The sequence below is a fragment of the Thermomicrobium roseum DSM 5159 genome (assembly GCF_000021685.1).
In the GTDB taxonomy this organism is placed as follows: Bacteria; Chloroflexota; Chloroflexia; order Thermomicrobiales; family Thermomicrobiaceae; genus Thermomicrobium; species Thermomicrobium roseum.
In genome coordinates, this window is record NC_011959.1 from 1,764,444 (window position 1) to 1,780,628 (window position 16,185).

The following is a 16,185-nucleotide window of genomic DNA, read 5'->3' on the forward strand; positions in this document are numbered from 1 at the left end:
CCTTTCTCGCTGGGACCGCTGCAGCCGCCGCAAAGGACCGTAAGGGTTACTCGACTGCCTCGAAGATCGCCTTGGCTGCCTCCAGGCGGCGCTGGTCCTCCGGAGTCAGCGCGACCGGTCGCTGTTGTCCGGAGGAATCAGGCGTCAGCCGACCTTTTGGGTCAGTTTCGTCTTCCGAAGAAAGCGGCTCCCCGGCCGCTGTGGTCAGCTGCCGGGGCACGTCTTCCGGCGCGAGACAGGTGATGCGGCAGGCTCGGCCGAGATGCTTGGCCAGCACCCGTTCGATCACACGTCGCAGCTCGGCCTCTTCGTTGATACGGCGACGATGGAACTCGTACGGCGCGACGAGGACGACCTCATCTCCGCGGATCAGGCGTGGTTCAGCATCCGCCAGGAGTGCAGCCGCCTTGCTGTTGACAGCCCGGAGCTCGCGCCGGATCGCAGCCCAGCGCGTGAGCAGCTGATCGAGGAGCTCATCGTCCCCATCGACCGCTGGACTGGTCGTCGGCGAAACGGCCGGCTGGGACGATGCTGCTGGCGGGGGAGCCGGGCGTGGAGCCGCTGGGACAACGCGCGGCGGTGTTGCGGTCATCGCCGGTACCGCCGTGGCACCAGAAGGTGCAAGAGTGCGCTCGCGCTGCGATCCATCGAGCAACAGGATCGACTCCACGAGGCCGAGTTCCAGGAGGAGCTGCGGATCGATGCCGGATCGCGGGAGGGGCGCGTCGAGACCGGTCAGCCGACGGAGAACGAGCGCGAGTTCCTCGAGCGAGAAGCGCTGAGCCAGCGCTGATGCCTCGGGCGGCAGGAGCGGATCGCTGCCACCAGCCCGGACGTACAACAGTGTCCGAGTGAAACGGACCAGCTCGCGACCGAGCTGGTGCAGGTCATCGCCCGCATCGGCCGCCTCTGCCACCAGCCGGAGAGCCCGGCCAGCATCCCGGTCAGCGATCGCCGTCACGAGATCGAGAAGCCGATCGTCGCGGCTGCCACCCAGGACCTGGCGCGCCAGCTCGAGCGTGATGACTGGTTCGTTCTCGCCGTCGCTCGCGAAAACGGCGAGTCGCTCGAGGAGGCCGAGGGCATCGCGCAGGCTCCCCGCAGCGCGGCGAGCGATCAGGGCGAGCACGTCGTCCGGTGCCTCGATGCCTTCGCGCAGGCACACGAAACGGAGGCGCTCGACCATCCGGTCAACGGGCAAGCGGCGGAAATCGAAGCGCTGGCAGCGTGAGGCAACCGTTTCCGGAAGTTTGTCCGGCTCGGTCGTCGCCAGGACGAAGACGACGTGCGGGGGTGGCTCCTCCAGCGTCTTGAGGAAGGCGTTGAAGGCGTCACGTGTCAATTGGTGCGCTTCGTCGATGATATAGAACTTGGTGCGCAGCTCGACGGGTGCATACTTCACCTTCTCGCGGAGATCGCGGATATCGTCGACTCCACGGTTGGAAGCCGCGTCGATCTCGATGATATCGACCGCTGTACCAGTGGCGATGGAGCGGCAGGCTCCGCACTGGTTGCAGGGGCGCCGCCAGGGATCGGCGTCCCGGCAGTTGACCGCCTTGGCCAGCAGGCGCGCCGTGCTGGTTTTCCCGGTACCGCGCGGCCCACAAAACAGGTAGGCGTGCGCCACCCGGTCGAGGGCGACCGCATTGCGCAGCGTGCGCGCGATGGCTTCCTGTCCAACCAGTTCCTCGAAGGTCTGCGGGCGATATTTCCGGTACAATGAGCCGGACTGCATCCTGGCCTCGCGGGACGAGTCCATCCTTGGGGCCTCTCCGTGTGGTGACGCGTCACGAGCGTCCGTACGACTAAGCATACGTGGGGACGTGCCAGCCGGGCAAATGGGGACGCTGTACCTGGTGGGAACACCGATCGGAAACCTCGAGGACATCACGATGCGGGCGCTCCGCGTGCTCGCTGAGGTACGTCTCATCGCGGCCGAAGATACGCGACAAGCCCGCAAGCTGCTCGGACGGTACGGAATCCAAACGCCGTTGGTGAGTTTCCACGCGCACAGTGGCCGGGAACGCGTGCAACAGCTCCTGGCCGCTCTGGGCGAGGGAGACATCGCTGTCGTGAGCGATGCCGGAATGCCGGGGATATCCGATCCGGGAGCCGAGCTGGTTCGCGCGGCGGCGGAGGCAGGATATCCCGTGGTCGTCGTGCCAGGCCCTTCGGCAGTGACAGCTGCTGTCGCGGTTTCTGGTCTGGTGACCGATGGCTTCGTCTTCACCGGCTTCCTGCCGCGCCGGAGTTCGGAGCGCCGCGAGCGATTCTCGCTGCTGCGAGACCTGCCGTATCCTCTGGTCGTCTTCGAGGCACCCCACCGACTCCGGGAAACCTTGCATGACGCTGTGGAAGTACTCGGAGACCGACCGGTCGCCGTCTGCCGGGAGCTGACGAAGCGCTTCGAGGAGGTCAGGCGGACGACGCTCGCGGAAGCCGCCGCCCATTACGAGCAGCACGAACCCCGCGGCGAGTTCGTGCTGGTCATCGCCGCGGGGAGCCGGGAGCATCCCCAGGCAGACGAGCAGCGACTCGAGGAGCTCGTACGCGAGCGACTGACGAAGGGTCTTTCGGCCGCGGCCGTCGCCCGCGAACTCGCTCGTCTGACTGGTCGACCCCGTCGTGAGCTGTACCGGCTGGCCGTGACCGTCCAGCAGGAGGAGCAGAAGAACGAAGCCGATGGGAAAGGAGGAACCCATGCCACCGGAGCAGGAACGTGAGCAGCCGATGCCACTCGACGGGATCACGGTCATCGAGCTGGGACAGGCTGTCTCCAGTCCACTCTGCACGATGCTCCTCGGTGATTTGGGTGCCGACGTGATCAAGATCGAGCCACCGCAAGGCGATCCCGCGCGCGGCTACGGTCCACCGTTCGTGGCTGGGGAAAGTCCCTATTTCTTGTCGGTCAACCGCAACAAGCGCAGTGTCGTGCTCGATCTCAAGCATCCGGAAGGAACACGCGTCGCGCAGGAACTCGCCTCGCGCTCCGATGTGCTGGTCACCAACTTCCGGCCGTCAGCCATGCAGCGGCTGGGATTGGACGAGTCGACGCTGCGCACCCGCAATCCACGACTGATCTATTGCCAGGTCACGGGCTATGGCCCGCGTGGGCCATGGGCCGATCGACCCGCCTTCGACCAGGTCGCGCAGGGGATGTCCGGGTTGATGAGCGTGACCGGCAAACCGGAGAGTGGGCCCGTCCGCGTCGGGATCGCCATCGCCGATATTCTGGCCGCCTTGTTCGCGACCTATGGCGTGCTGGCAGCGCTCTACGAGCGCGAGCGCACGGGGATCGGTCAGCGCGTGGATACCTCGTTGCTCGGCGCGGTGATCGGTGTGCTGACCTTTCAGGCAGGACGGTACCTCGCCGGGGGTGGCGATCCGGGACTCGAGGGGAACGACCATCCGGTGGCCGCACCGTACGGTACCTTCCGGGCGCGGGACGGGTACCTCAACATCGCCATCGCCAACGAGCAGATGTGGCGAAGGTTGGCCGAAGAAGTCGGGCACCCCGAGTGGATCGACGATCCACGGTTCCGCAGCAATGCTGACCGTGTGGCCAATCGCTCGCTGATCAACGCGGCACTCGAGGAAGCGTTACAGGCGGACAGCGTGGCGAACTGGGTGGAGCGCCTGAGTCGCGCCGGTGTCGCGTGCGGACCGATCTGGAGCGTGGGGCAAGCGCTGGAGAGCGAGCCGGTCGAGCATCTCGGGATCGTCCGGACGGTCGAGCACGCGTTGGCTGGTCCCATTCGACTGGTCGGTCCGGCGGTGGAGCTGTCGCGCACACCGCCGGTGATCCGGCGGACGCCACCGCTCCTGGCTGAGCACACGGCTGAAGTGCTCCGGGAACTCGGCTACGATGACCAGGCGATCACTCGCTTGGCCGAGGAAGGGGCGATCGTGCTCGGCCCGAGGGAGCGAGCGGTCCGATGAGCGGCATCAGGCTCGAGCGAACGGGACCAGTGGCGCACATCGTCCTCGACCGCCCGGAGACCCTCAACGCGCTTACTGCCGCGATGTGGCACGAACTGCGGGGAATCGTGCGCCGACTCGCCAGCGATCACTCGGTGCGCGTGGTCGCGATTCGGGGAGCCGGCGAGCGAGCGTTCAGCGCCGGAGCGGATATCCGGGAGTTTCCGTCCCGGCGCACTGGGTTGGCTCGAGCGCGGGCGTACGATCGGCTCGTCTCGGCAGCCCTCGCAGCGATCCAGGAGGCTCCGCAGCCGGTCATTGCGGTGATCAGGGGGCTGGCGGTCGGGGGTGGTCTCGAGCTGGCCGCAGCCTGTGACATCCGGCTTGCCGCGCAGGATGCGCGCTTCGGGCTCCCGATCGGTCGCCTCGGGGTGATGCCTGGTCTCGGCGAGACGCGCGCGTTGTTGCGTCTGCTACCTCCCGGCAAGCTGATCGAGTTGGTTTTCCGCGGTGAGCTGATCGATGCCGAGGAGGCCTGGCGACTGGGTCTCGTCAGCGAGGTCGTTCCGATCGAGGAACTCGAGCTCGCGACACAGCGGTGGATCGACCGCCTCCTGAGCATGTCCGCCGAGACGTTGCAGGCCACTAAGGCAGTGGTTCAGCTCGCGCTTCGCGGTGCCACGGAAAATGACGTCAGCTATCGCGAGCTCCTCGCGACGGTCTACGAGGGCGTGGCGTTCCACGAGGGCGTGCGGGCCTTCCTCGAAAAGCGTGCTCCCAACTTTCCACAGCACCGGGCGTGACCGGTCAGAAGCGGACCGGCTTCATCGGGACCGTCCGGGGACGTGACTCGCGGGGGACACTGATCGAGGCTCGTTCATCGAGAGGGCAGCGATCCGCCGGGCGAGGAACCTCCCCCGCGGGTCGCACCGCCGACGGCCCGCCCGTGTGGAAGACCGAAAAGCCGTGTTCTCGGACGGGCGCTGGCAGCGCGGAACCGTTCGCGGCGTGGCGATGGCAAAGGAGCCGCCTGGGTGGGCTCGGCGTGCTCGCCCGTCGCCGAGCGGCGGGCTGAACGCGCCGAGTAGAGACGCGCCACGAGCTGGGGTACGGCGCAGGTGCCGAACTGACCGCTCAGCGCTGGATGAGCACGACGGTGTAGTAATGCATCCCATCCTGGCTGGTCGCTTCGGCGACCCCGAAGTGGGTGAAGCGCGGATCGAGCAGGATGGCACGATGGGACGCACTGGCGAAGAGCGAGCGAGCTGCCTCGGCAACCGTTCGGTCGGCGGGGTAGTTGTTGCGCTGCAGCGTTTCACCAGCAAAACGCCAGTTGACCCGGTAAGCATCGAGCAGGTCGAAGACCGTGCGACCCTCTGGCGTCGTGTGCGAGAAGTAGCCGCGGCGCGCCATGTCATCGCTCCGCTCTTGCGCGATCCGGGTGAGCACGGGGTCGAGCACGAGTGGAGCCAGCCCGCTCTGTTGCCGCGTCCGGTTGATGTGATCAGCAAGATCGCTCGCTGGTGTGCTTCTTTGGTAGAAGGCGTCGCGGCTCTTGCTCGCCCAAAGTTCAGCGCCCAGGCGGCCGAGCAGGATCGCCCAGTCGGTTCCTGCTAGGTCAGGGCGAAATTCGAAACGCGCACGCTCGAAGTACTGGATCAATAGGCCGTTTTCCCAGAAGGGCTCCGTGATGGGGTAACCGAAGAGCCGCAAGCCTCCACGGCTTTGCCAGTAGGACAGAAACTCTGAGGCGATGGTATGTCCCGTTTCCGGGAAATAGAGTCGACCAGGAATCGGTTGTACGGGCCGCAGATCACGACCTTCGCGTTCGGCCATCTCCCGGCCGAGCAGGCCGAGCAGCACCTCGTATTCGGTGCCGGCGTACTCGGGGTGGTACTCGAAGCGTTGGCGTTCAAAGTACTGGACGAGATAGCCGTTTTCCCGGAAGGCTGGGCTGATCGGATAGCCGAATGTCGGGAGTCCCCCATACCGTTGGTAAAAGTTCTGGAACTCGGGCGCGACATCGTACCCAGTGGGAGTGGAAGCCGCAGCTAGAGTCGAACCTACAGGACTGAGCATAAAAGCGAGGAGAGCTAGGAGGACGTAGGCCGATCGCTTCATCAGTACACCTCTCGCGAGCACGGGGCCCTCATGACCGCCGAGAAAAGCGATCGGCCGTCGAAACGCTATCCGGGAGGGATAGAAGGGTGATTGCCGGGTAGCTGATCCCGGTGAGTGATGGTTCTAGCCATTTCGACCCGGTACGAGCGGTGGGAGTTTTGACGGAAAGGCGGCTCTGTCGCCTGAGCACAGTTCCGTCCGACTCGCCTCGGTGTACCGTGCACCGCTGGGCGGTCGGAGAGGCATCTGGCTACGATGATGCCGAGGGAATCGCGAGCTGCAGGACGAGTGCATAGGTAGCGGCGTTTTGCCTCGCGACGAGGGAGAGAGCCGGAATCATCCTACCCGGCACAGCTGCCCGCTGCCTCAATTGATTACTGCTTGCCCAGGGCGCAGCTGCAGGTCGGACAGGCTGCGACGAGGCGAAAGCGAGTATGGCTCAGTCTCGCATTCTCGTGTTCTGATCGCCTGGTCGAAGTCGGTTGTCCGCCAGCGATGGAAGCTATGGGACTCCAGGACTGGAGCATTTCGGGATCGCGGACGAGCAGGATCTGTTTGTCGCCCAGCTGTTCCAGAGCGAGCCTGTATTTCCCTGGTGATCGATGCTCGTGGAGTCAAGAGGGCGAGAGTTCACTGCCGGGAGCAGCGTTGGGTGGAGAACCAGCGATGACGGTGTTCGAGGTCGAGGTGGGCGAGCCGCTTTTCTCCTGCCCGACCGAGATGTCCGGAAGGAACCAGTGGGTGAGCGGTGCTCGGTGGCGCAGATTGCACGAGCGAGAGGCCGAGCACCGCAGAGCCATCACGATGACGGAGTGTGACGAGAGCATCGCACCGTAGCGTGATCCGGGAAGCGCTGCTCTCAATCGCGGAAGCGGAGTGTCCAAGCCACGAGTGCCTCGAGTAACTGCCGGATCCGCTCGCGCGTTTCTCGATCGACCAGACGGCCGTCACGGAAGAGCGTGGCCGCCTCCCGGACGAAAAGATCGGGCTTCGGGAGCACATACGACTCGGTCGACGCGAAGATCTGGCGGAGTGCAAGTTGCGCCCGGATGGTTCCGGAGATACCCGTGGAGGCACCCATCAGAGCGACCGGTTTGCGACGCAAGGGACTCGTTGCCGGTGGACGAGAAGCCCAGTCGATCGCGTTCTTGAGCGGCCCGGGTACGCTCCAGTTGTACTCGGGAGTAGCGATCAAGAGCGCATCGGCGCGCGCGATGGCCTGCTTGAAGTGAAGAACCTGATCAGGCGGGCCAGTTCGCTCGAGATCCTCGTCATAGAGCGGAAGCTCGCGTACCTCGTACAGCTCGAGTTCGACACCGGGTGGGGCGAGTTCTTGAGCGGCCAGCAAGAGGCCGCGGTTGTAGGACTCGCGCCGCAAGCTTCCTGGAATTCCGAGTATCCGGAGCACGCGTTCGGTCACGTAACCTCCCTTCTCTTCACCGACCTCAGACCTGTACCGGCCAAAGGACACAGGTCGTCCCTCGAGAACGAATATCGATTGTGCGCAAAGGGCTTTGTTCTTTGCCAACCATACGAGTCACAGTCGAACGGCATGCGCGACGGTAGGTCAACGTCGCCAGACCAGTCGGCCATCTCCACCACGTGGAGCAGTACGGTAGAGTACGGTAGCGGGGGAGCACGATGGCTTTGGCTGTGGACCGGGCCATGAAGTGGAGAGAGCGGTTGGTTCGGGCGACTATGTTGGTCGGGGGATTGTTCTTGTTCGCTTTGGCACTCGTACTCGGGCTCCGTAGCGGCCTCGGTGCGTATTCTTGGATGGTTTTTCATGACGGGATCAGTCGCCACACACCGTTGACCGTCGGACAGGCGAGCATCGTGGTAAGTCTGGTAACTGTGGGAGCTGGCTGGGCGCTCGGGGTATCCCCCGGTTTCGGTACGGTTGCCAATCTTGTGCTGATCGGGATCTTCACGGACTTTCTTTTATGGATTGGGATGATTCCTCAGGCTCGTGATACGTTCGAAGGAGTGATCGAGGTCGCGGCCTCTGTTGTCCTCCTCGGAATCGCGAGCGGCATGTATATCGCCGCTGACTTCGGTGCAGGTCCGCGCGATAGCCTGATGCTCGCACTCGCTCGCCGGACGAGGTGGTCGATCGGATGGATCCGTTGGAGTATGGAATCGGCTGTGACGGTCATCGGCATCCTCTTGGGGGGATCGTTCGGGATAGGGACGATCATGGTTGCGTTGACGGTCGGTCCGGCCGTCCGGCTGGGTTTTGCGCTCTTCGGTTTGGATGGTCGCGGCCGTCGCAGGAAGGAGATTTGTGATGTACGACGGTGATCGCTTTCTGGTCGTCCGGCAGCGCTTCTTGCCCATGCTCCGCGCGGTGGCTGAGGAACTGGCTGATCGGACGGTTCCCGGGTACCCGATCGTCATCGACGACCCTGAGCAGGGGATCGTGGGGATCGCGCTCGCACCGGGGTTCAGTCTCGCCGTCGAGCGTCAGGGCGATCGCCTCCAGCTCGTGCGCCAGGTCGTGCAGCACCGCACCCTGGTCCACACCGCTGCCGGGCGCGAGTGGTTCGGTGGCCAGCCTCGCGAGGTGCGCGAGGACCTGGACCTCGATCTCACGGACGTCGCCCTCCGCGACGAGCTGGCGCGCCTCCTCGCCGCCTGGCACAAGCACCCGCTGATCATCCGCCAGAGCGATAGCTGAAAAGGGAGAGAGGCAGGAGGCACTCCCCTGCCTCTCTCCGGTTGTTTCACGTGAAACACTCCTCAGCCCATGATCCAGCGATCGATCGCCCGCTCGTAGCTTACGAGTTCATCTTCGCGGAAAAACAGACCGATTTCGTACGACGCCTTCTCCGGGCTGTCCGACCCGTGGATCACGTTCTGCCCGATCGTCAGCGCCAGATCACCCCGAATGGTGCCGGGCTCCGCCTGCGCCGGATCGGTCTTTCCCATCGTCTTCCGCGTGATCTCGATCGCCCGCGGCCCCTCGACCACCCCGACCACCACCGGACCCGACGTGATGAACGCCAGCAGGTCCTCATAAAACGGTTTGCCCCGGTGCTCTGCGTAGTGCCGTTCAGCTACCTCACGATCGACCTTCATCAACTTCAAACCGACGAAGCGCAGGCCACGCTGCTCCAATCGCCGCAGCACCTCCCCAACCAGTCCCCGCTGGACCGCATCCGGCTTCACGATGATCAGCGTCCGCTCCACGCCACTACCCTCCGACAACGAACGCGGGCGATCCCCTCGCCCGCCACCGCCACGTCCTTTCTCCACTGTTCAGCCTACTCGTTCCGCAACCGCAGCGCCAGCTCGTAGTACCGTGACGCCAACGCGCGATCACCGCGCCGACGGTAGATCGCTCCCAACGTCATCGCCGCTTCGCGCGCACCCAACCCCTCACCACTCACGACCCGCTCCAAGACGGGAACCAGCGCTGCGATGTCACCGTGTCCCTCGCGAACGAGCCGCTGGGCGACTCGTACCGCCTCGACCACCGCACCGCTCTCCACCAGCATCCGAACCTGCGCGATCTCGTCACCAGCCAGCTCCGCAGGTGTCTCCACACTCTCGCGCTCTTCACGCGCGGCTCGTCCGAACTCCACCACCTCCAGCGGCTCACGGACCTCTTCCCCACTCTCGCGCGTTTCCTCTCCTGTCGCGGCAACCGACTCCTCCTGCCCCGCGACGACCGCACCCTCCCCCTCCGCGGGTCCGCCACTGACAGACTCTTCCCCGTACGAGAACGGCTCGACACCGCTCGCGGCCAACTCCTCCAGCAGCCCGGTCCAGCCAGGCTCGAGTTCCTCGCGCGGTCGCGCCGCTTCGATCTCCTCATCGCCCGGCAACGTCCACCCCTGGCTGGTCGACTCCACTCCATCTCTCTCGCCTGTTTCGAGGCCACTCACCAGGGCGACTTCATCGGCTCGTCCTGTTTCCTCCACACCCGTCACGACCCCAGCCGCACCGGGTCGCGCCTCCTCGAGCTCCTCGTCAGTCGGCAACTCCCACAAGAGTTCCAGCTCGCCGGACGCTTCAGCGAATGCTGGCTCCTCCACGAGCACGGGCTCAGTCGCCCTCAACCACTCCCGTCCCTCACGCTCCTCCGGCCCACAATACCGCTCGATCCCCTCACCGACCGGATCGAGCGCCAACAAGCGTTCGCGGTGCGCCTGCGCTGCCTCCTCGTCTCCCCGCCTCCTCGCCACCAGCGCGGCTACCACCAGCACCCCGACCGTCTCACCGCGCTCACCGAGCAAGGTCTCCGCTGCGCGGAAAGCCTCCTCCTGCATACCAGAACGCCACAAACAGCGGATCAACCGCTGCCGCACGTCGACGCGCTCGGCCGACCCCGTCAGCAGCGCACGACATTCTTCGGCAGCACGTGTCCACCACCCCTGCCTCTCGTACCATGCGGAGAGAGCAGCTCGTGTCGGCCACAGTCGACCCTCTCGTCTCTCCTCGTTCGCCCACTCGCCCAGTCGCTCTGCCAATTCCCGACGCCATGGTGCGCATTCCCAGGCGACTTGCAACAGACGAAGAGCTGCTTCTTTGTCGCCCCTCGCCCGGTGTAGCTCGGCAAGCGCGCACCACGCCTCCGCATCTTCCGGATCACGCTCCAACACGACTTCAAGCAGTCGCTCGGCTGTCTCCGCATCGCCTTCCTGTCGGCTCACCTCGCTCCACAGCCGCAACCCCACCAGCGCTTCCGGCACCGCTCGCCGGATCGCCTGGCAGAGCCCCTTCGCTTCATCCAAACGCCCCTCCGCGAGCGCTCGCCTCGCTCGCCCGATCGCTTCCTCGAGCGGGATCGTGCTCATCGCACCCCCGGTTCGCTCGCCGAACGTTGTCGTGCTGCGAGTATACTCCAACCGGTTCGGCCGCCCCCTAGCCAGTCTCTCCCAATTCGCGGCCATCGACTCTCACGGAAGACGAGGAATGCTGTTCCATGGATCCTTTCCTCACCACCCTTCCTGACCCCCTCAGTATTCGCACGGCTTGTCGTACTGTCATCCAGCGCGCCCACTGGGTATCGCTCGATTTCTCCGCACTCCCCACCCTCGCCGACCGTCTTCCTCACCCCTTACCAAATCTCCCGGCCTGGGATCACCCGCTGCATTGGCGCGGCACTCCCGAGCAAACAGCCAATTACGTTCTGCTCCTCGATGCCCTCAATTTCTGTTTCTGGGGCGAACCGCGCTGGCAGGTCGAGTACGGCGGTCGGACCTACGACGGCTATTGGGCGCTCGCCGCCAGCCTGCGGCGGGCTCTCGACTGCGGTCTCCCTCTCTGGGATCCCCACTTTCTGTCCCGGCTCACCGACGCCGAGATCACCGCGCTCTTCGCTGGCCAGGGGACGATTCCGCTCTTGGAATGGCGCATTCGGCACGTCCGCGAGATCGCCCGCGGACTCATCGAACACTGTCGCGGCTCCTTCGCCACGCTCATCGCTGCTGCCGGCGGCAGCAGCATCGAACTCGTCCGCCTCGTCGTCGGTACTTTCCCGTCCTTCGATGACGTCGCCACGTACGATGGACAGCGCGTTCCCTTCTACAAGCGAGCCCAACTCCTCTGTACCGATCTGGCCGGAGCCTTCCGGGGCACTGGACTCGGCTGCTTCCACGATCTCGATCTCCTCACCGCCTTCGCTGATTACAAGCTCCCCCAGGTCCTCCGTGCCTTCGGCGTCCTCCGCTATCATCCCGAACTCGCTGCCCGAATCGACGCTCGCCAAGAGATCCCAGCTGGCTCACCCGAGGAGGTCGAAATCCGCGCTGCTACCGTCCTCGCCGTCGACGCGCTCACCCTCTCCCTCCGCACCCGCGGCCTTCCCGCTGCTCCGTGGCGCGTCGACTGGGCACTGTGGCAACTCGGCCAAAACCTTCCGCCCGACGCTCCTCCCTATCACCGGACACGGTCTCGTTTTTACTGAGTCTTCGCCAATCGGCGGAAGCTCAAAAAGCCGATCGGTAACCGACTGGCGCCTTCCAGTGCGAGATCAGCCAGTGCCTCCCCCATCACCGACGCGAACTTGAACCCGTGTCCGGAAAAACCAGCAGCGAAGACCACCTGTGGCCACTCGGGATGTCGGTCGATCATGAAATGACTGTCTGGGGTCATCGTATACAGGCAGGTCACCGTCATCAGGACCTCGCGAGCGGCTCCGGGAAGATACCGTTGGAGGACTCCAGTCATCCAGCGCACCTCATCGTCGGTCACCGTCCTCCGCACTGATTCCGGCGTGCACACCTCGCCATCGTCGTGGCGACCGAACTTCACCCCCTGATCCGGCAAGAAGGGGAAACCATAATACTCACCTTCTGGAACGTCCATGATGAAAATCGGCAGCACCTCTGGTCGGAACCGAGTCGGATCGTCAGGCTGGACGTGGACGACGAGCACCCGCCGCACCTCGAGCGGCAATCCCAAATCAGCCAGCAATGTCGTTGACCACGGTCCGGCAGTCACCACCACGCGATCCGCGCGCAGTCGACCGCTCTCGGTCTCCACCGTCATCCCTTCCCCGTCCGGCGCAAACCCGTGCACACGCACACCGAAGCGCAGCTCCGCCCCATGCCGCACCGCATCCTCACAGAAGGCTCGCCAGCACTCTTCCGCGAAGAGGATCCCCGCTCGCCCTTCGACGAGCGCGACGAAGTCGTCCGGCAGCGCCAGCACGGGAAAGCGTTTTCGGGCTTCCTGCGCGTCCAGCAGTTCGTGCGCCAGCCCGTGCCGCTGCGCGCTCTCGCGCGCCCCGACGATGAACGGGCTATCCAGCCGCCCGATACTCACACCACCGGTCACCCGCAAAAGCCTCCGTCCAGTTCGCTCGCCGAGCTCGTCCCACAGCTCATAAGCGCGCTGGACCAGCGGCACGTACTCCGGCGACTCGAAGTAGGCCTCGCGGATGATCCGCGTTTTCCCGTGCGACGAGCCCAGCGCGTGAAAGGGCGCATACTGTTCCAGCCCCACGACGCGCACGCCTCGCCGCGCGAGCGCCCAGGCCGTCGCCGACCCCATGATGCCCAGACCGACCACGATGACTGTCGCCCGCTCTTCCCGCATCGCTTCTCTTCCTCCACGCTCCGATCGCTCATCTCCACCATTGTCGCACGTGTGTCTCCCGTGTTCCTCGCTCTCCCGGGATATCAGCCCAAGAGAGAAACCGTCATAGTCGTCGGGCCGAGGATAGCGTGGAAAAGTGGTGAATCGCCTTTGCAGCCGGCGAAAAACGAGGCACGTCGGTGTGGAAAGAAGCGGACGAGCGAGAGCCGACTGTGGGCGAAACCGGAGCGCCGCCGGCACAGGACCAGCGTCCTCCACCGATAGACCACAGGCTGCCGCTGACTCGCCCACACCACACGGCTGCTGTTGTGGAAACGTGGCAGGAGTTATCCACAAGGTGGGCCGACATTCTCCACAGCGGCTGGCTGTCCCATGCTGGCACTGTGCCTGGTCGGCACACTGAGACTCGGAAACACGCTCGGTACCGATCCCCGCTCCGTGGTCGAGTGCGCCAGGTCAGTGCGTGGTGCTGTGTCCTGTTCGCCTCCGGCTGCGCCATACCCGGCACGCTGCTGCTCTCCACCCTGGACGAGACGCGGGTCAGCCTGGGGTGCTCCGGCTCCAGCCCGACGAGCCAGGTGCCTGCCTCGCCGGTTCGGTCGACTTCCTCGCCCGATCGACCCGAAAAGACGCCGACGCGATGCCGAAGGAAGGCGACTGCCGGTGCCGCCTTCCCAGCTGTCCGGGTCGACCGGATACTCGCTGGCCAGCCGCGACCAGTGACCAGCGCTTGCAGGAGCCAGCATGGTACGGTACACTCTGGCTCGTGCAAATAGGACTCATTCTCAATTTCGAAGGGAAAGTCGGCGAGATGAATCCTACTCAGTCGCTGAAAAGCTGCGTCAGGATGCTTCGCGAATTGGCCGACGATGACGCGATCGCTCGCGCGGCCTACGATCCTGATCGCGGTGAACTCGTCGTCCACTACCGGTCGTCGAGCGATCCGGCGACGGTGGAAAAGAGGGCTCAGCAAGTGGCCGAGCTCCTGGCTGAGCACCGCGCCGCGACTGCGTCGGCTTGTCCCGACTGCGCCAATGGTTTGGTCACCGTCCAGAACGGGATGGAAACGGACGCCCCGATGACGACACTCACCGTACCAGTTCCGTCGGCAGGAGTGAGCGCGCGCCGGCAGCCAAGGCGTGTCGATCGCGAAGAACGGATGCTCTGGTGGCAACAGCACGGTTTGCTCCTGAGTACCGCCGCGACCGGTATCTTGCTCGTCTCCGCCTGGTCCGCTGACCGGGCGGGACTTCCCAGCTGGCTCTCCCTCGTCCTCTATCTCCTCGCCTATGCAGCTGGTGGCTCGTACGCGACGTATCGGGCTCTCCGCGCACTCGCTCAGGCGACGATCGACATCGATCTCCTCATGATCCTGGCTGCTGCGGGTGCGGCGATCCTCGACGCCTGGCCCGAGGGTGGCATCTTGCTCTTTCTCTTCTCGCTGGGCAATGCGCTGGAACACTACGCGCTCGGTCGGACGCACCGCGCCGTCCGTGCCTTGATGGAGCTGCGTCCGGAAACGGCACTCGTCGTCCGGGACGGAGCCGAATATCTCGTTCCGGTCGAGGACCTCGTTCCGGGAGACGAGGTGATCGTACGCCCAGCGGAACGGATTCCAGTCGATGGAATCGTCCTCAGTGGTGACTCGAGTGTCGATCAGTCCGCGATCACCGGCGAGTCGTTGCCGGTCCACAAGCGTCCGGGCGATCCGGTTTTCAGTGGCACCTTGAACATGACTGGTCTCCTCCGCGTCCGAGTCGAGCGCGCCGTGCACGAGAGCACGCTGGCTCGTATCATCGAGATCGTCGAGCAGGCGCGCGAACAGAAGTCGCGCGCGCAACGCTTCGCCGAGGCGTTTCAGGGGAAGTACGCTCTCGGCGTCATCGTCGTGTCCGCTCTCGCGTTCGCCGTTCCGGTCGCGCTCGGTGCCCCGGCTGAAACGACCTTCTATCGGGCGATGACCCTGCTGGTTGCCGCGTCACCCTGTGCGCTGGTCATCTCGACACCGGCCTCGATTCTCTCGGCACTCGCCAATGCTGCTCGCAACGGCGTGCTGTTCAAGGGGTCGTTGCAACTAGAGACCATCGGCACGATCGACGCGGTCGTCTTCGACAAGACCGGGACGCTGACGGTCGGCAAGCCGCGCTTGACTGAATTGATTCCGGCGGAGGGCATCGATGCGCAGGAAGTGCTGCGCTTTGTCGCGCCGGTCGAGTATCGATCTGAACACCCGCTCGGGCTGGCGATCGTCGCGCACGCTGACGCCCTCGGTGCTTTCGATCATGCGCTGGTCGATCGCGTGGAATCGCTCACGGCCTTGGTCGGCCGCGGTGTGCGCGCCGAGGTAGCAGGTCGCACGGTCCTCGTCGGGAACGAGCTCCTGCTCCGCGAACACGGGATCGCTGTTCCGCCTGACCTCCACGAGGTCGCGAGCGAACTCCGGGAACGTGGTCGGACCGCTGTCTATGCGGCGCTCGATGGGCGAGTCGTCGCGGTGTTCGGTATCGCGGATGTCGTCCGCCCGGTCGCGCGGCAGGTGATCACCCAGTTGCGGGCGCTCGGTATCCGTCGGCTGGTGATGCTGACCGGCGACAACGAACGGGCCGCTCGGGCGATCGCCCGCGAGATCGGACTCGAGGAATGGCGTGCTGGGCTTCTCCCGGAGGACAAGGTTGCGGTCGTGCGTGAACTCCAAGCAGCTGGACTGCGCGTCGCGATGGTCGGGGACGGGGTCAACGATGCGCCGGCTCTCGCCGCTGCCGACGTCGGTATCGCCATGGGTGCAGCTGGTACCGACGTCGCTTTAGAAACTGCCGATGTCGTTCTGATGAGCGACGATCTCACCAAGCTTCCGTATGCGATCCAGCTCTCGCGGGCTGCCCGGCGGGTCATCGTGCAGAACCTCGCCATCGCGCTCGGGGTGATCGTGGTGTTGGTGACCAGCATTCTTGTCCACGGTGTGCCACTTCCGCTGGCGGTCGTCGGGCACGAGGGAAGCACGATCGTCGTCGTGCTCAACGGCTTGCGCCTCCTCGCCTTCCGCCCTCGCTCGACCGAGTTGTCGCCGGCGGCAGTACCGGCTCGCCCATGATACGATCCCCC

The 16,185-nt window shown here is 65.0% G+C and carries 13 protein-coding genes; 7 read left to right on the plus strand and 6 right to left on the minus strand.

What is annotated here, in order from left to right; all coding sequences use genetic code 11:
- Positions 1 to 46 precede the first annotated feature (46 nt).
- Entirely contained in the window at positions 47 to 1,735 is a 1,689-nt protein-coding gene (gene dnaX, locus TRD_RS08235) for a DNA polymerase III subunit gamma/tau (RefSeq protein WP_015922701.1), read from the minus strand.
- 103 nt (positions 1,736 to 1,838) lie between these two features.
- On the opposite strand from dnaX, the gene rsmI reads away from it, so the two are divergent.
- Genes rsmI through TRD_RS08250 form a run of 3 tightly spaced genes read left to right on the plus strand, consistent with a single transcriptional unit; the run spans position 1,839 to position 4,721 of the window.
- The gene (rsmI, locus tag TRD_RS08240; RefSeq protein WP_015922702.1) at positions 1,839 to 2,723 is read left to right on the plus strand and encodes a 16S rRNA (cytidine(1402)-2'-O)-methyltransferase; all 885 of its coding nucleotides are present in this window, start codon (positions 1,839 to 1,841) and stop codon (positions 2,721 to 2,723) included.
- A complete protein-coding gene (locus tag TRD_RS08245; protein WP_015922703.1) occupies positions 2,701 to 3,939 on the plus strand; it encodes a CaiB/BaiF CoA transferase family protein in 1,239 nt (412 codons plus the stop codon). The genes rsmI and TRD_RS08245 overlap by 23 nt, the downstream gene beginning before the upstream one ends.
- Entirely contained in the window at positions 3,936 to 4,721 is a 786-nt protein-coding gene (locus TRD_RS08250) for an enoyl-CoA hydratase/isomerase family protein (protein WP_015922704.1), read from the plus strand. Before TRD_RS08245 ends, TRD_RS08250 begins: the two co-directional genes overlap by 4 nt.
- Positions 4,722 to 5,052: 331 nt before the next feature.
- Here TRD_RS08250 and TRD_RS13730 read toward each other — a convergent pair whose 3' ends face one another.
- Both TRD_RS13730 and TRD_RS08260 read right to left on the minus strand, forming a co-directional pair.
- Positions 5,053 to 6,039, minus strand: coding sequence for a CAP domain-containing protein (locus TRD_RS13730; RefSeq protein ID WP_015922705.1), 987 nt, complete (start codon positions 6,037 to 6,039; stop codon positions 5,053 to 5,055).
- A gap of 859 nt (positions 6,040 to 6,898) precedes the next feature.
- The gene (locus tag TRD_RS08260) at positions 6,899 to 7,459 is read right to left on the minus strand and encodes an NADPH-dependent FMN reductase (protein WP_015922709.1); all 561 of its coding nucleotides are present in this window, start codon (positions 7,457 to 7,459) and stop codon (positions 6,899 to 6,901) included.
- Positions 7,460 to 7,680: 221 nt separating this feature from the next.
- On the opposite strand from TRD_RS08260, the gene TRD_RS08265 reads away from it, so the two are divergent.
- Together TRD_RS08265 and TRD_RS08270 are read left to right on the plus strand one after the other, a co-directional pair.
- Positions 7,681 to 8,340, plus strand: a complete 660-nt coding sequence (locus TRD_RS08265) for a YczE/YyaS/YitT family protein (protein WP_015922710.1) — start codon at positions 7,681 to 7,683, stop codon at positions 8,338 to 8,340.
- Entirely contained in the window at positions 8,327 to 8,716 is a 390-nt protein-coding gene (locus TRD_RS08270; RefSeq protein WP_015922711.1) for a hypothetical protein, read from the plus strand. Before TRD_RS08265 ends, TRD_RS08270 begins: the two co-directional genes overlap by 14 nt.
- A 62-nt stretch (positions 8,717 to 8,778) precedes the next feature.
- Here TRD_RS08270 and ndk read toward each other — a convergent pair whose 3' ends face one another.
- Positions 8,779 to 9,228: a nucleoside-diphosphate kinase gene (gene ndk, locus TRD_RS08275; protein ID WP_015922712.1), complete on the minus strand. Its 450-nt coding sequence runs from the start codon at positions 9,226 to 9,228 to the stop codon at positions 8,779 to 8,781.
- A 74-nt stretch (positions 9,229 to 9,302) separates the two neighbouring features.
- Positions 9,303 to 10,838, minus strand: coding sequence for a tetratricopeptide repeat protein (locus TRD_RS08280; protein ID WP_015922713.1), 1,536 nt, complete (start codon positions 10,836 to 10,838; stop codon positions 9,303 to 9,305).
- 128 nt (positions 10,839 to 10,966) lie between these two features.
- Between TRD_RS08280 and TRD_RS08285 the strand changes: the two genes are divergently transcribed.
- Positions 10,967 to 11,950: a queuosine 5'-phosphate N-glycosylase/hydrolase gene (locus tag TRD_RS08285; RefSeq protein WP_015922715.1), complete on the plus strand. Its 984-nt coding sequence runs from the start codon at positions 10,967 to 10,969 to the stop codon at positions 11,948 to 11,950.
- On the opposite strand, the gene solA is transcribed toward TRD_RS08285, so the two are convergent.
- Positions 11,944 to 13,083, minus strand: a complete 1,140-nt coding sequence (gene solA / locus TRD_RS08290; protein ID WP_015922716.1) for an N-methyl-L-tryptophan oxidase — start codon at positions 13,081 to 13,083, stop codon at positions 11,944 to 11,946. The two genes, TRD_RS08285 and solA, sit on opposite strands and share 7 nt — an antisense overlap.
- A gap of 847 nt (positions 13,084 to 13,930) precedes the next feature.
- On the opposite strand from solA, the gene TRD_RS08295 reads away from it, so the two are divergent.
- Complete coding sequence (locus TRD_RS08295; protein ID WP_226980693.1) at positions 13,931 to 16,174, plus strand: heavy metal translocating P-type ATPase; 2,244 nt, start codon at positions 13,931 to 13,933, stop codon at positions 16,172 to 16,174.
- Positions 16,175 to 16,185 lie beyond the last annotated feature (11 nt).

Bases quoted from the DNA above. Each gene is read 5' to 3' on its own strand.
- dnaX (WP_015922701.1), bottom strand. From the start codon at position 1,735: ATGCAGTCCGGCTCATTGTACCGGAAATATCGCCCGCAGACCTTCGAG.
- rsmI (WP_015922702.1), top strand. From the start codon at position 1,839: ATGGGGACGCTGTACCTGGTGGGAACACCGATCGGAAACCTCGAGGAC.
- TRD_RS08245 (WP_015922703.1), top strand. From the start codon at position 2,701: ATGCCACCGGAGCAGGAACGTGAGCAGCCGATGCCACTCGACGGGATC.
- TRD_RS08250 (WP_015922704.1), top strand. From the start codon at position 3,936: ATGAGCGGCATCAGGCTCGAGCGAACGGGACCAGTGGCGCACATCGTC.
- TRD_RS13730 (WP_015922705.1), bottom strand. From the start codon at position 6,039: ATGAAGCGATCGGCCTACGTCCTCCTAGCTCTCCTCGCTTTTATGCTC.
- TRD_RS08265 (WP_015922710.1), top strand. From the start codon at position 7,681: ATGGCTTTGGCTGTGGACCGGGCCATGAAGTGGAGAGAGCGGTTGGTT.
- TRD_RS08270 (WP_015922711.1), top strand. From the start codon at position 8,327: ATGTACGACGGTGATCGCTTTCTGGTCGTCCGGCAGCGCTTCTTGCCC.
- TRD_RS08280 (WP_015922713.1), bottom strand. From the start codon at position 10,838: ATGAGCACGATCCCGCTCGAGGAAGCGATCGGGCGAGCGAGGCGAGCG.
- TRD_RS08285 (WP_015922715.1), top strand. From the start codon at position 10,967: ATGGATCCTTTCCTCACCACCCTTCCTGACCCCCTCAGTATTCGCACG.
- solA (WP_015922716.1), bottom strand. From the start codon at position 13,083: ATGCGGGAAGAGCGGGCGACAGTCATCGTGGTCGGTCTGGGCATCATG.
- TRD_RS08295 (WP_226980693.1), top strand. From the start codon at position 13,931: ATGCTTCGCGAATTGGCCGACGATGACGCGATCGCTCGCGCGGCCTAC.